Origin of the sequence: Bradyrhizobium sp. BRP19 (assembly GCF_020194195.1) — a bacterium.
In the GTDB taxonomy this organism is placed as follows: Bacteria; Pseudomonadota; Alphaproteobacteria; order Rhizobiales; family Xanthobacteraceae; genus Bradyrhizobium; species Bradyrhizobium yuanmingense.
In genome coordinates this window covers 68,872-83,721 of the sequence record NZ_JADYVZ010000006.1, presented here as the reverse complement: position 1 = coordinate 83,721, position 14,850 = coordinate 68,872, and the positions used below count along the sequence as shown (strand labels likewise).

11 protein-coding genes are annotated in these 14,850 nt (G+C 67.2%); 7 read left to right on the top strand and 4 right to left on the bottom strand.

Annotated elements, in window-relative coordinates; translation table 11 throughout:
- Positions 1 to 68 precede the first annotated feature (68 nt).
- The 7 genes from I6F36_RS20300 to I6F36_RS20270 all read left to right on the top strand — a co-directional run bounded on the left by I6F36_RS20300 (position 69) and on the right by I6F36_RS20270 (position 6,542).
- Positions 69 to 461 (top strand): lipopolysaccharide assembly protein LapA domain-containing protein, encoded by a 393-nt coding sequence (locus I6F36_RS20300; RefSeq protein WP_036009133.1) that lies wholly within the window; start codon positions 69 to 71, stop codon positions 459 to 461.
- Positions 462 to 528: 67 nt separating this feature from the next.
- Entirely contained in the window at positions 529 to 1,200 is a 672-nt protein-coding gene (locus I6F36_RS20295) for a phosphoribosylanthranilate isomerase (protein ID WP_225172014.1), read from the top strand.
- Positions 1,197 to 2,411, top strand: a complete 1,215-nt coding sequence (gene trpB, locus I6F36_RS20290) for a tryptophan synthase subunit beta (protein ID WP_225144107.1) — start codon at positions 1,197 to 1,199, stop codon at positions 2,409 to 2,411. The genes I6F36_RS20295 and trpB overlap by 4 nt, the downstream gene beginning before the upstream one ends.
- On the top strand, positions 2,408 to 3,244 hold the full coding sequence (gene trpA / locus I6F36_RS20285) for a tryptophan synthase subunit alpha (protein ID WP_036024448.1): 837 nt from the start codon (positions 2,408 to 2,410) through the stop codon (positions 3,242 to 3,244). Before trpB ends, trpA begins: the two co-directional genes overlap by 4 nt.
- A gap of 171 nt (positions 3,245 to 3,415) precedes the next feature.
- On the top strand, positions 3,416 to 4,357 hold the full coding sequence (accD, locus tag I6F36_RS20280; RefSeq protein WP_225128048.1) for an acetyl-CoA carboxylase, carboxyltransferase subunit beta: 942 nt from the start codon (positions 3,416 to 3,418) through the stop codon (positions 4,355 to 4,357).
- Positions 4,354 to 5,697: a folylpolyglutamate synthase/dihydrofolate synthase family protein gene (locus I6F36_RS20275; RefSeq protein ID WP_225128049.1), complete on the top strand. Its 1,344-nt coding sequence runs from the start codon at positions 4,354 to 4,356 to the stop codon at positions 5,695 to 5,697. Before accD ends, I6F36_RS20275 begins: the two co-directional genes overlap by 4 nt.
- 104 nt (positions 5,698 to 5,801) lie before the next feature.
- Positions 5,802 to 6,542 (top strand): metallophosphoesterase, encoded by a 741-nt coding sequence (locus I6F36_RS20270; RefSeq protein ID WP_225172013.1) that lies wholly within the window; start codon positions 5,802 to 5,804, stop codon positions 6,540 to 6,542.
- Between the two features lie 99 nt (positions 6,543 to 6,641).
- Here I6F36_RS20270 and I6F36_RS20265 read toward each other — a convergent pair whose 3' ends face one another.
- From I6F36_RS20265 to addB, 4 genes are all read right to left on the bottom strand, one after another.
- A complete protein-coding gene (locus I6F36_RS20265; protein WP_225128106.1) occupies positions 6,642 to 7,649 on the bottom strand; it encodes an ATP-dependent DNA ligase in 1,008 nt (335 codons plus the stop codon).
- Positions 7,650 to 7,805: 156 nt separating this feature from the next.
- Positions 7,806 to 8,126 carry a thioredoxin gene (trxA, locus tag I6F36_RS20260; RefSeq protein ID WP_008540017.1) on the bottom strand — a complete coding sequence of 107 codons (321 nt, stop codon included), beginning with the start codon at positions 8,124 to 8,126 and terminating at the stop codon, positions 7,806 to 7,808.
- Between the two features lie 70 nt (positions 8,127 to 8,196).
- Complete coding sequence (gene addA, locus I6F36_RS20255) at positions 8,197 to 11,706, bottom strand: double-strand break repair helicase AddA (RefSeq protein WP_225128051.1); 3,510 nt, start codon at positions 11,704 to 11,706, stop codon at positions 8,197 to 8,199.
- Entirely contained in the window at positions 11,700 to 14,843 is a 3,144-nt protein-coding gene (gene addB, locus I6F36_RS20250; protein WP_225172012.1) for a double-strand break repair protein AddB, read from the bottom strand. The genes addA and addB overlap by 7 nt, the downstream gene beginning before the upstream one ends.
- Positions 14,844 to 14,850: the final 7 nt, after the last annotated feature.

The window sequence follows — 14,850 nt, the reverse complement described above, 5'->3', positions numbered from 1 at the left end:
GCGCTTTGGGGTTTTTCGCGGTCGCACAGGATGCGGCCGCAAGCTTGATTCAAGGCGAGCGAAGCCAGATGCGAAAGTTCCTGACCGCGCTGATCGTACTTCCGCTGGGCCTGATCCTGGTGGCGTTCGCCGTCGCCAACAGGCATTTCGTCACGGTCTCCTTCGACCCCTTCATTGCCGACGACCCCTCGCTGTCGATCACCCTGCCGCTGTTCCTGTTGCTGATCCTGGCGGCGGCCCTGGGCGTTGTCGCGGGCGGCTCCGCCGTCTGGCTCGGCCAGCGGCGCTGGCGGCGCGCCGCGCGCCGGAATGACGCGGAGGCCCGGGCCGTCAGGGCCGAACTGGCCGATCTGCGGGCCCAGGCGACGGCAGCGAAGGCGGAGTCCCAGCGCCTTCCCGTTCCCTCCGGGATGGGCCTGTACGGGCCCGTCGGGCGAGACAAGCAGCGCGCGACGTTGTAGAAGCGGCCCCGACCGAAAAGCCCCGTTTTCCGGCCGCGGACCCGCGGCCTCTACCCGCTTTGAGACCATGTCCCTGCTCGTCAAGATCTGCGGCCTGTCCACGCCCGAGACGCTCGAAACGGCGCTCGAGGCGGGCGCCGACATGGTCGGGTTCGTGTTCTTTCCGCCGTCGCCCCGGCACCTGTCCCTGGAACTCGGCCGTGACCTCGGCCGTCAGGTCAAGCGGCGCGCGCTCAAGGTGGCGCTCACGGTCGATGCCGATGACGCAACGCTCGACAACATCATGGACGCGCTGTCGCCGGACATCTTCCAGCTCCACGGCGGGGAGAGCGTGGCGCGGCTGCGCGACCTCAAGCAACGCTTCGGCCGCCCGGTGATGAAGGCGGTCCCGGTCGCGACAGCGGCCGATCTCGCGGTGCTGCCCGGCTACGCCGCGGTCGCCGATCGCATCCTGTTCGATGCGCGCGCGCCGAAGGACGCGACGCGGCCCGGCGGCCTCGGGGAGCCCTTCGACTGGCACCTGCTCGAAAAGCTCGATCTGAAACTGCCCTATATGGTTTCGGGGGGGCTGCACGCCGAGAATCTCGCCGAGGCCCTTCGTGTCACCCGCGCCAGCGGCGTCGACGTGTCCTCCGGTGTCGAGAGCGCTCCCGGCGTGAAAGACCCAGAGATGATCAAGGCCTTCGTCCGCGCCGCGCGCGCAAGCAAAGATGCCAGTCAAGAGTTGAGCGTCCGATGAACATTGCCAAGCCAAATTCCTACCGCAGCGGCCCCGACGAGCGCGGCCATTTCGGCATTTTCGGCGGGCGCTTCGTCGCCGAAACCTTGATGCCGCTGATCCTCGACCTGGAGAAGGCCTACACCGCGGCCAAGGCCGATCCGGCGTTTCAGGCCGAGATGAACGGCTATCTCAAGAACTATGTCGGCCGGCCCTCGCCGCTCTATTTCGCCGAGCGCCTGACCGAGCATCTCCGCGGCGCCAAGATCTACCTCAAGCGTGAAGAGCTCAACCACACCGGCTCGCACAAGGTGAACAACGTGCTCGGCCAGATCATGCTGGCACGGCGCATGGGCAAGAAGCGCATCATCGCCGAGACCGGCGCGGGCCAGCACGGCGTTGCCACCGCGACGCTGTGCGCGCGCTTTGGCCTCGAATGCGTGGTCTATATGGGCGCCGTCGACGTCGAGCGGCAGCAGCCCAACGTCATCCGCATGGAGATGCTGGGCGCCAAGGTGATGCCGGTGCAGTCGGGCACGCGCACGCTGAAGGACGCCATGAACGAGGCGCTACGCGACTGGGTCACCAACGTGCACAACACGTTCTATTGCATCGGCACGGTGGCCGGTCCGCATCCCTATCCGACCTTGGTGCGCGATTTCCAGTCGGTCATCGGCGACGAGACCAAGGCGCAGATGCAGGAGATCGAGGGGCGCCTGCCGGATTCGCTGGTGGCCTGCATCGGCGGCGGCTCCAACGCGATGGGCCTGTTCCATCCGTTCCTCGATGATCCCTCCGTCGAGATCTTCGGCGTCGAAGCCGCCGGCCATGGCCTGACGCAGCTGCATGCGGCCTCGATCGCGGGCGGCCGTCCCGGCGTTCTCCACGGCAACCGCACCTATCTCTTGATGGATGCCGACGGCCAGATCCAGGACGCGCATTCGATCTCGGCCGGTCTCGATTATCCCGGCATCGGCCCCGAGCATTCCTGGCTGCACGAGGTCGGCCGCGTCAATTATCTCTCCGCGACCGATGACGAGGCGCTCGCCGCGTTCCAGCTGCTGTCAAAGCTCGAAGGCATCATCCCCGCGCTCGAGCCCGCGCATGCCATCGCCAAGGTGATGGAGCTCGCGCCGAAGCGGCCGCGGGACCACCTGATGGTCGTCAATCTCTCCGGCCGCGGCGACAAGGACGTCCCGCAGGTCGGCGACATCCTGAGGGGCAAGAAGTGACCACGCGTATCGATACCCGTTTTGCCGAGCTGAAAAGCCAAGGCCGCGCGGCCTTTGTCACCTATGTGATGGCCGGCGATCCCGATCCCGCGACCTCGCTCGAGATCGTCAAGGCGCTGCCGAAGTCCGGCGCCGACGTCATCGAACTCGGCATTCCCTTTACCGATCCGATGGCGGACGGTCCTTCGATCCAGGCTGCAGGCCTGCGTGCGCTCAAGATCGGCATGACCTTGAAGAGGACGCTGGAGCTGGTGCGCGACTTCCGCAAGGACGACAATGTCACGCCGCTGGTGCTGATGGGCTATTACAATCCGATCTACATCTACGGCGTCGACAAGTTCTTGGCTGATGCCAAGACGGCCGGCGTCGACGGCCTGATCATCGTCGATTTGCCGCCGGAGGAAGACGACGAGCTCTGCATTCCCGCGCTGAAGGCGGGGCTCAACTTCATTCGCCTGGCGACGCCGACCACCGACGACAAGCGCCTGCCTGCGGTGCTCGCGAACACATCAGGCTTTGTCTATTACGTCTCGATCGCCGGCATCACCGGTGCAGCGGCGGCGGACGCCAATGCCGTCGGCGAAGCTGTCGCGCGCATCAAGCGGCATACCAGGCTGCCGATCTGTGTCGGTTTCGGCATCCGCACGCCGGAGGCGGCGCGCGCCATTGCCGAGAAGGCCGATGGGTCGGTGGTCGGCACCGCGCTGGTGGACGCCCTCAAGAACAGCCTCGATGCCGAGGGACGGGCGACCGCCAAGACCGTTAACGCCGTCGCCGAATTGACGGCCGCTCTGGCCCAGGGCGTCAAGGGCGCGCAGCAGGCGGCGGAATAGGCCATAATTCCGCTGTAGCTCTTTAGTTTGGGCATGATCTGGTCGGAAAACCGCTTCACACTTTTCCGGATCATGCTCTAACGCGGGCGACACGGCGGCTTGCCGGGCAGATGTCCGGCCGCCATATATCCTTCAGGCGATTCCCGGCGGGATCGCACATCGGAGCAAACCATGAACTGGCTTACCAACGTGGTCCGGCCGAAGATCCGCAACATGCTGCGGCGGGAGACGCCGGAGAACCTGTGGATCAAGTGCCCGGATTCCGGACAGCTCGTGTTCTACAAGGACGTCGAGGCCAACCAGTTCGTCATCCCCGGCTCGAACTATCACATGCGCATGGGCGCGGTCGCGCGGCTCAAGTCGATCTTCGACAACGAGACCTGGTTCGACGTGGCGCTGCCCGAGGTCACCCCTGACCCGCTCAAGTTCCGCGACGAGAAGAAATATGTCGACCGCGTCAAGGATGCGCGGGCGCGGACCAATCTGAACGATGCGGTCAAGGTCGGCTACGGCAAGCTCGAAGGCTCCGCCGTCGTCGTCGCCGTGCAGGATTTCGACTTCATGGGCGGCTCGCTCGGCATGGCCGCGGGCGAAGCCATCGTGCGCGGGATGGAGCTCGCGGTCGAGAAGAAGTCGCCGTTCATCGTGTTCGCGGCCAGCGGCGGCGCCCGCATGCAGGAAGGCATTTTGTCCCTGATGCAGATGCCGCGCACCACCGTAGCCGTGCAGATGCTGCGCGAGGCAAAGCTGCCCTACATCGTCGTGCTGACCAATCCGACCACCGGCGGCGTCACCGCGTCCTATGCGATGCTCGGCGACGTCCAGATCGCCGAGCCCGGCGCGCTGATCGGCTTTGCCGGTGCGCGCGTGATCGAGCAGACCATCCGCGAGAAGCTGCCTGAAGGTTTCCAGCGCGCCGAGTACCTTAAGGAGCACGGCATGGTCGACATGGTCGTGCATCGCCACGAACTGCGGCCGACGCTGGCGCGGCTCTGCCGCCTCTTGACCAAGGCGCCGGCGCAGGAGGGTGCATCGAAGTCCGTGCAGCCGGTCGCAAGCCCGGCGCAGATCGTATCGGCCGCCGACACGGCGCCGGCTGCGCCGCACGCGTGAACGCCTCCCCTGACAGTGCAAAGACACCGCTCGATGAAGTGATCGGGCGGCTGTCGGCCCTGCATCAGAAGCGAATCGATCTCGGGCTGGAGCGGATGCACCGCCTGCTCGCTCGGCTCGGCCACCCCGAGCGCAAGCTGCCGCCGGTGATCCACATCGCCGGCACCAACGGCAAGGGCTCGACGCTCGCTTACCTGCGCGCGACGCTGGAGGCTTCAGGTCTGCGCGTCCACGCCTATACGTCCCCTTATCTCGTCCGCATCAACGAATGCTTCCGGCTCGGCCGCTTCAGTGGCGGTGTGCTCGTCGGCGACGACGAGCTGCGCGCGGCGTTGGAAGAGGTCGAGCGCGTCAATGCCGGCGAGGCCGCGACATTGTTCGAGCTGAAGACGGCGGCCGCTTTCCTGCTGTTCGCGCAGAACCCGGCCGACATCGTGCTGCTCGAAGTCGGCCTCGGCGGCCGGCTGGATTCGACCAACGTGGTCGATCAGCCGGCGGCCTCTGTGATTACGCCCGTCAGCATGGATCACATGGATTTCCTCGGCGATACGTTGGCGTCGATTGCCGGCGAGAAGGCCGCGATCATCAAGCGCGGCGTGCCCGTGATTTGCGCCGAGCAGATGCCGGAGGCGATGGCCGTGATCGAAGCGCAGGCGAGGCGCATGCGTGCGCCGCTGTTCGCCGCAAACGAGAGCTGGCACGTCAATGTCGAGCGCGGGCGTCTGGTCTATTCCGACGACCGCGGCTTGATGGATCTGCCGGCGCCGCGTCTGTTCGGCCGCCACCAATTCGCCAATGCCGGGCTTGCGATCGCGACGCTACGTGCGCTGCCGACCATCAAGGTCAACCACGCCGCGTTCGAGGCCGGCATCGTCGGTGCCGACTGGCCGGCGCGGATGCAGCGCCTCACCTCGGGCGAGTTGCTGTCCTGGGGTCCGCAGGGCTCGGAGATCTGGCTCGACGGCGGCCACAATGCCGAGGGCGGGCGCGTTGCGGCGGCCGCGCTCGGCGACCTCGAGGAGCGGGTGTCGCGGCCGCTGGTGATCATCGCCGGCATGATGGCCAACAAGGATGCGCACGCCTTCCTCGCCAATTTCGCCGGCCTCACCCGTCACATCATCGCAGTGCCGATTCCCGACACGGAGAATGCGATGCCGGTCGACCGTCTCGCCGATGCCGCGCGCAGCCTCGGCATGCGCGTCGAGCCCGCCCCCGGCGTCGAGGCCGCCCTGCGCGCGCTGGCGCAGCTCGCCTACGAGTTGCCGCCGCGGATCCTGATCACCGGCTCGCTGTATCTCGCCGGCCACGTGCTGGCCATCAACGGCACGCCGCCTGCATAGAGGTTGCCGTAGCCCGGATGGAGCGAAGCGCAATCCGGGATCGTGCCACAAGCAAGGAAGGTCCCGGATTACGCTGCGCTCCATCCGGGCTACAGGAAATGCCAATGCGCTTCGCCGCGATTGCCGATGTCCACGGAAACTATCTCGCGCTGGAGGCCGTGCTCGCCGACATCCGCGCGCTCGGTATTGCCGACATCGTCAATCTCGGCGACATGCTGAGTGGCCCGCTCGATGCGCGCCGCGCCATCGAGATCCTGATGCCGCTCGATGCCGTGCACGTCCTAGGCAATCACGACCGCTATCTGCTCGACCGTCCGCCGGAGAAAATGGGCTCGTGGGATCGCCCCGCTTACGAACAGCTCGACGCTGTGCACCTCGACTGGCTGCGCGCGCAGCCGATGGCACGGGTCTTCCGCGACCAGGTGTTCCTCTGCCACGCGACGCCCGGCAGCGATGAGGTGTACTGGCTCGACAGCGTGCATCCCGACGGCACGGTGGCGCTGTCCGCGCTCGACCACATCGAGCCACTCGCCCAAGGCATCACGCAATCGCTGATCCTGTGCGCCCACACCCATCTCGCCCGCGCGGTGCGCCTGCGTGATGGCCGGCTGATCGTCAATCCCGGCAGCGTCGGCAGCCCTGGCTTTCGCGACAAGCATCCGTACCCGCATGTCGTCGAGGCCGGCACGCCGCACGCGCGCTATGCGATCCTCGAACGCGTCGATGCTGCCTGGCAGGTGACGTTCCGCCACGTCGCCTACGATCACGAAGCCATGGCCGCGCTGGCGCGGCGCAATGGTCAGCCGGAGCTTGCGAACGCGCTGGCGACGGGGTGGATCAAGTAGGTGTTGCTGCGTAGCCCGGAGGGAGCGGAGCGCAATCCGGGGCCATCGTTGCTTGGGGCATGATTCCCGGATTACGCTCCGCTCCATCCGGGCTACGGGCTACTTCAACAGCTTCATCGGATCGGCCGCCTTCTGCTTCAGCTGCTCGAATGTGCATTGCCGCGGCGCCTTGTCCGGGCGCCAGCGCAGGATCGAGGTGCCGTGGCGAAAACGTTCGCCGCTGAAATGGTCGTAGCAGACCTCGATCACCAGCTTCGGCTTGAGCGGACACCACTTTGCGGAACGCTCGGTCGACCAGCGGCTCGGCCCGCCCGGCGCGTTGCCGGTGAAGCCGGGCTCGCCGATCAGTGCTTCGAGCCGATCGGTCATACCAGGCTTCGCCTCCGCCTTGATCGCCGAGGTGAAGCCGACGTGATGCAGCAGGCCGTCATCGTCGTAGAGCCCGAGCAGCAGCGAGCCGACGACGTTCCGGCCGGCGATCTTGTTGGTGGCATAGCGGAAGCCACCGACCACGCAATCGGCGCTGCGGAATTTCTTGATCTTCTGCATGCCGTCGCGATTTCCCGCCTGATAGGGCAGATCGATGCGCTTGGCGATGACGCCGTCCGAGCCGCCGCCGGATTGCGCGAGCCACTTTTTGGCTGTGGCGTAGCTCGTCGTCGTCGGCGAAAGACGGAAGAGGCTGCCCTTGAGGTTGGCTTTCGCGAAGGCTTCCAGCGCCGGCCGCCGTTCGCGCAGCGTCTTCTCAGCCAGGCCCTTCTGTCCGGATGTCGCGAGCAGATCGAAGACGAGGTAGAGCGCCGGTGTCTCCACCGAGAGCTTCTTCACGCGGCTTGCCGCCGGATGAATGCGTTGCAGCAGCGCGTCGAAGGAAAAGCTCTTGCCGTGCGGCACGACGATTTCGCCGTCGAGCGTGAAACGGTCGGCCTTCAGCTCCAAGGCAGCAGTGACGACTTCCGGGAAGTAGCGCGCGAGGTCTTCGCCGGATTTGGAGCGCAGGTCGACGTTGCTGCCGTTGCGCGCCAACAGGCAGCGGAAGCCGTCCCACTTGGGTTCATATTGCCATTCACCGCCGCGCGGGATCGCGTCGACCGAGCGCGCCTCCATTGCGGCGAGAGCGGTGGGCTTGCGGTCGCGCTTTCGGGGAGGAGCAGGCAAGGGCGGGACTCGTCATACGCTGAACACGTCCCATCAACGCCAAACGGCCGGCTTTCGCCGGCCGTTGTCGAAAATAATCTTGCGCCAATAATCCTGGCCAGTTGATCAGACCGCGGAGGTGATCCACTGCTGCAGCTTCGCCTTCGGCGCGGCGCCGACCTGGCGCGAGGCCATCTCGCCGCCCTTGAAGATCATCAGGGTCGGGATCGACATCACGCCGTACTTCGAGGCGGTCTTCGGGCTCTCGTCGACATTGAGCTTCACGATCTTGACCTTGTCGCCCATCGCGCCGGCGATCTCGTCGAGCGCGGGTGCGATCATGCGGCAGGGGCCGCACCATTCGGCCCAGAAATCGACGACCACGGGGCCGTTCGCCTTGAGCACTTCGGCTTCGAAATCGGCGTCGGAAACCTTGCTAACGGCCATTGGGAGTACCTCACTCGGTTGAAAGAGAATCGGCGCGACCTGGAATCGCGCCCGGGATCATGCGGTCAACCTATGAACGGCCCCTTGCCGGGTCAAGGACGCTCACACCGAGATGAAGGGATGCCAGCGCCGCGTCCAGCGCGGGGGGCGAAATCTCCATATATTCAAGGGCCTCGGTCCAGAGCAGGACGGCCCTGACCGGCTTTTGGGGATAAAGCCGCGACAGCACCGCCCGGTACAGCGCAAGCTGGAGGACATAGGTCGCCGGCGCCTCGGCCGCGCTTTTGGGCGCTGCCTGGTTGGTCTTGAAGTCGACGATCAGGACCTCCTCGGGGCGCACGACCAGCCGGTCGATCTGCCCCGACACCAGGGCCGGCGTGCGGCCCGGCCGCTCCAGCCGCCCGGCGATCGCGACCTCCGCCCGGCTGCCGGCGGCAAAGACGGGCGCGAAACGCGGCTCCGTGATCAGGGCGAGCACCTTGTCGGCCAGTGCGATGCGATCGGCCTCCGGCCAGTCCGCGGCGTTGCGCGCCATGAAGCCGAGCGCGGCCTCGCGCCGGCGCTCGCCGGCGATCTCGGGCAGCGATTGCAACAGGCGATGCACCAGCGTGCCGCGTTGCAACGCCAGCGCGCGCGACTGCACCGATTCGCCCGATCGGACGCTGCGGCCCTCCTCGGCAGGCTGGCCCGAGGGGCGCACGGGATCCTCGTCGATGGTCTCGCGCGGGGCCGGTGTCCGCAGCCACTCCGGCAGCGCGATGGTCTGGTGCACGGAGGCCGCCGGCGCGCCCAGCGCCGCGACGTCCTCAGGACGGGCGAACCGGGTGACCTTGCCGAGCGGCGTCTCGATCACCTGCTTGTCGAGGCCCGAGCCTTTGAGCCCGGTGTCGACGAGGTCGTACCAGCTCAGCTTGCGCACCGTCTTCATGTTGCCGGGCATGCAGCCGCCGACGATCAGCCGGTCGGCCGCGCGCGTCATCGCGACATAAAGCAGGCGGCGATATTCGTCCTCGGTCTCCTCCAGCATCGCCTTGCGCGCCTCGGCGACAGGCTTGGGATCGTCGGCCTTGCGTCCGGCCCAGACCACGACCTCGCCGCCATTGCCGCGCGGTACCTGGATCAGCCGCAGCCGCTGCGAGTCCGCGGGCGAAGACGTGGTGTCGACCATGAACACGACCGAGGCCTCCAGGCCCTTGGCGCCGTGTACGGTCATGACCCGCACCTCGTCGCGCGAGATCTCCATGTCGCGCTTCACTTCGGTGTCGGCCGAGCGGAGCCAGGCCATGAAGCCCTGCAGCGAAGCCGGCGCCTTGCGCTCGTAGTTCAGCGCGAGCTCCAGGAATTCGTCGAGCGCGTCATTGGCCTCGTGGCCGAGCCGGCGCAGGATGCGCGCACGCCCGCCATCGCCGCCCAGCAGCCAGGCGTAGAACGCGAACGGCGTCTCGTCGCGGGCGCGGATCTCGCAGGCTTCCAGGCGACGCAACGCCGTGGTGAATTTTTCGCTTGTGGCCGCGTGCTCGCCGAGCGCGCGGCGCAGCGAGCCCTTGCGGTCCCAGGCGAGAGTGAACAAATCGTCGTCATCGAGCCCGAACAGCGGGCTCTTCAGCGCCACCGCGAGCGCGAGATCGTCCTGTGGCAGCAGCAGCGCGTCGGCCAGGTTCATCAGGTCGATGATGGCGATGTGCTCGGTCAGCTTGAGGCGGTCGGCGCCGGCGACCGGGATACCAGCGTGCTTCAGCGCCTGGATCACGGCGTCGAATGCGTTGCCGCGCCGGCGCACCAGGATCAGCATGTCGCCATAGCGAAGAGGACGACGCTCGCCCTCGTGCCCGGTCAGCGTGCCGCTCTCGACCAGCCGCTTGATCTCGGCCTGGATGCGTCGGGAAAGCTTGACCTCGGGGCTGGTGACGGCGACGCCGTCGAATGGCGCACGCCAGCCCTCGATGTCCTGCCGATCGTCGGCCTCGGCGAGATCCCACAGCTCGATCACGCTCGGGCCGGCATCGCTCAGCGAATTGTGCAGGGGATGGCCGATCTCGACCGAATGGATGCTCTTGTAGATCGCGGGATCGCGGAAGACGTGGTCGACCGAATGCAGGATCGTCGCGCCCGAGCGGAACGAATAGGTGAAGGCGACCGGATCGAATTTCAGGCCGGCGGCGGTGAACTTGCGATGCAGCTCGCGCCTGCGCGCGTCGAACTCGTGGGGAGCTGCGCCCTGGAACGAGAAGATCGACTGCTTCTCGTCGCCGACGGCGAAGATGGTGCGGTTCAGCCCCTCGCGCGCGCCTTCGCCGGCGGTGAACTCGGAGATGATGTGCGCGATGATGTCCCATTGGCGCGGGCTGGTATCCTGCGCCTCGTCGATCAACACGTGATCGACGCCGCGGTCGAGCTTGTAATGCACCCAGCCCGAGGCGATGCGGTCCAGCATCGCCAGCGTCTTGTCGATGAGGTCGTCGTAGTCGAGCAGGCCGCGCTCCTGCTTCTCGCGGCGGTAATTCGCGGCGGCCGCTGTCGCGATATGCAGCAGGGCCGCGGTGCGGTCCCGAACCGTCACGGCGCGGCGCTTTTCGATCAGCCCTGCAAGGCGCTGCGCCTCGGCTTCGAACAGGCGGGCCACGGAGGGATTGTGATCGCAGAACTTCTTGGTCAGCACTGCCTTGCGCGGCAGCTTGTCGTCCGTGAGGAAGACGGACAGATAGGCGTCGACCTGATCGCTGCCGGAAAACACCTTTGCCGCGCGCAGCCGCCCTGCCTGGTCATTGTCGGATTTGCTGCCGTCCTCCAGCGCGAAGGCAATGTCGTCCCAGCGCGCGCGCGGCAGGAACGGGCCGTCGAGAATTTCCGTCTCGACGGCTTCGATACGGTCGCCGATGTCAACGCCCAGCACCGCAGCCATCTGCGCCGCTGCGGCTTCCGCATTGCCGGCCTGGTCGGTCCAGGCCATGAAATGATCGCGGCTGAGGCACGCCTCGCGCACGACCTCCTTGAAGGTGACATCCGCGGCGCTCGCCATCGCCGTCAGCAGCGCGCGGCCGGTGACGCTCTCCGGATCGCGTGCGGCTTCCAGCAGCACCTTCAAATTGGCGCGTTCCATCATGTCGGTCTGGTCGCGCTCGTCGATCACGGCGAAGCGTGCGGGAACGTTGGCCTCGAACGGAAATTGCTGGAGCAGGCGGGTACACAGTGCGTGGATGGTCTGCACCTTCAGCCCGCCCGGCGTCTCCAGCGCGCAGGCGAACAGTTTTCTCGCGTCGCGGCGCAGTTTTGCGCCGGGATGCGGGATGCCGACCGCGCGGATCGCCGCGTCGAGCGCGTCATCGTCCAGCGTCACCCAATGACCGAGCGTGGTGAACACGCGCTCGGCCATGTTTGCGGCGGCAGCTTTTGTGAAGGTGATGCAGAGAATTTTCTCCGGTGGCACGCCCGAGAGCAGCAGGCGGATCACGCGCTGCACCAGCACATGCGTCTTGCCCGAGCCGGCGTTGGCCGAGACGAAGGCCGACGCGGTCGGATCGGATGCGCGCGCCTGCCGCGCGCGCACCTCGTCGGGGATGGGACGCGGCGCCTTCACCATTCCTCGATCCCCAACCCGCCGGCCGCCGACCATTCCTTGATCCGGGCAAGGTCGTCATAGGTGCCGTAGCGATTCGCCCACATCGGCAGGTTCAGCGATGTATAGGCCTGGTTCTCGTCCTCGAAGGCGCGGATCAGCGCTTCCAGCTTTGCCCTCGCCTCGGCGGCCGCGGTGTCCGGCGGCTGCGGCTCGTCGCCCGGCTTGAACTTGAGCTCGAGGATGCGCTCCTCGCCGGGTGGATTGTTGCCGCTGAGGCGGACATAGACGAGCTGGCTCACGGAGGCGCCGGCGTCGATGTCGGGAAAACCGCCCTCGCGCAGGATCGCGGCTTCCAACGTCAGCTGCGGCGACAGGCCCATGCGGACCTGCTTGCCGGTCGGCGGCTGGCCGGTCTTGTAGTCGAGGATGGCGTAGCCGCCGCCCTGGCGGCGTTCGATGCGGTCGGCGCGCGCGGAAAGGCGGAAGCTGCGCTGAGGATCGAGCATGAACGAGATCTCGCCACGGGTCTCCGCGACGATCGCCGCGATCGCCTCGCGCCGCGCCGTCTCCCATTCGCCGAACCAGCGCGCGATGCGCTGGAAGCGCGGCCACCACAGCGCCCGTGCTTCGGGCCGCTCCATCAGCGGTGCAAAGTGCTTCTCGCCGATCGCGCGCAGCACCCGCGCGGGATCGTCGGGCAGACGCGCCGCATAGCTTTCCGTGAATTCGCCGATGGCATCGTGAATCGCCGATCCGCGGTCGGCGGCCGAGAGCGGCATGTCGACGGGATCGAGCGCATCGAGCCGCAAGATGCGTTTGGCGTAGATCGTGTAGGGGTCGCGCAGCCAGTCTTCGATCTCGGTGACGGACATTTTGAGCGGGCGTGTCGCGCGCGGCGGCCGTGGTTCCGGCTGCTTGATCGGCTTGACCTCGTCGGGCTGGTCGAGCGCCGAAGCGAACTGCACATATGTCTCGCCGGCGCGAACGGCCGCCTGCCAGAGCTCATCGCCGGCCACCGCCTCCAGCCGATGAAGGAAGCGCGAGGCCACCGCCGGCGCGCCGCCGGCCTTTGCGGAATGAGTGAGAATGACCTCGTCGCCGCCGAGCAATTGCGCGAAGTCATGGGCGGACAGGCCGATGCGGCGCTCCGGCAGATCGAGCCCGAGCTCGTGCCGCATCGGCCGGCTCAGCCAGGGATCGATGCGCGGCGCCGGCGGCCAGACACCTTCGATCAGGCCGCCGACGATGATGCGGTCGGCCTGCATCAGGCGCGATTCCAGCGGGCCGTAGATTTGCAACCGTGCGCCCGGCCTGTCGCGCCGCCGCACCGCGCGGTCCCCGAAGGCGGTCTGGAACACGCCCGCGTAGTCCGCTAGCTGCACCATCAATCCGCTGGTCGTGCCGCCGCGCAAGAGATCGTCGAAGGCGCCGGCGAGCGCGAGTCCATCGCGATCCTCGAAGGCGAGCGGAATGCCCTGATCGTCGCGCGACAGCTCGATCATGATCTCGCGATGCCGATGCGCAAGCTCCGCGAAATCATACGGCTTCGCCGGCGGCAGGCTCTCGATCGACGCCAATGCCTTTTGCAGGGCGTCGATCAGAGCCTGGATGCGATCGAGATCCTCGGCCTTGAGACGCGCCCGCGGCTCGGCGCGATGCAGTGCGGAGACCTCGCTGCGCCACAGCTTTGCCAGCTCCTCGCGGAAGCGGTTGAACTCGCGCAGGAGGCCGGCCGTGCCTGCCGGCGGGCGCGTGCCGCGCAGCAGCGCAAGCTCCAGGCTCTCGATTGCCATCTTCCACGCGCCCGGCGCGCGGCCGAGCCGGCACAGCGGATGCTTCAGCATCGCCAGCAGCGTCGGCGGCTCCAGGCCCTTGGTCGCCGCCTCCGCCGCAAGGCGCGCAAACGTGCCAGCGGATGTCTCCATCAAGACGTCGCCGCCGGAATCATCGAAGGCGAGATCCCATCGGGTCAGCGCCGCCATCACCCGCCGCGCCAAGGCGCGGTCGGGCGTGACCAGCGCCGCGGATTTGTCCAGGTGTCTGGCCTCGCGCATGGCGATGGCGATGGCGAGCGCTTCCATTTCAGGATTGGGCGCTTCGACCACCGCGAGGTTCTTCATGCCGCCCGCGATCTTCGCGGCAACATCGGGCTGCTTCAGCCGGTCGTGCCAGACCTCGGTCTTGGCGGACGGCCGCATCGATTCCGACGCGAGCAGGTCGCGGCCGTCTTCCGCCGGCGGCTGCAAAATCTCGACATCGCTGCGCTTGATGCCGAAGCGATCGAGCAGCGCATGCATCGCATATTGCGGATGGTTCGACGCCGGATTCTCGGTGATGCCCAAGAGGTCCCTGCTGCCGCCGATGCTGCGCCAGGCATCCTCGTCGAGATCGGTGTCCAGACCGGGCAGCACCACGGCGCCATGCGGCAGCGAGGCGACCGCATGCAGGAACTTTGCGGTGGCCGGCATCGAGCCGGTCGAGCCCGCCGCGACCACGGGTCCACTTGGATGCGCGGTCAAGCGCCTCGCTTCCGCTGCGATCAGAAGATCGCGCCGCGCGGCCGGCTCGATCCGGTTGATCTCGGCGAGGTGATTGGGCCAGGCGATGCGGGCAATGCGCAGGAATTCGAGCGAGTGCTGCCAGTAGCGGTCGAGGTTGTCAGGCACGAGGCCGTCAAGGGCGCTCCAGTCGACGCCGCGCGTCACCATGTCGTCGATCAGGCGCGCGAGATCGGACGCCAGCGCCAGCGTCGAGGCGGGGCCGCCGACGACCAGCGGCGCAAGCACCGGGCCCTTGGCCCAGGCGGCGACGAGCTGCGCCAGCGTCAGACGCCGTTCGAGCTCGCCCAGGCGCGGCGGAATGTCGAGCGGCGCGGTCCCGGAAAACTGTTCGCTCTCGCCCGCGAAAGCGAGCTCGTCCTCGTCGATGTCGCCGAGCGCGACGATGCGCGGCAGCACGACGGCATCCGCCTTCATCTCGTCGAGAAAGATCTCGCGCACGATCCGCATGGCGCGCCGCGTCGGCAGATACAGCGTGGCGTCCGCCAGCCGCGCCGGTTCCTTGCGCGCCTCGAATCCCTCCACCAGCCGCCCATCGAGCAGGGCGGTGACGACCGTGCGCAGGAACGGAACTGAGATGGGAACGCTGAAGACGCGCATGGGCTGC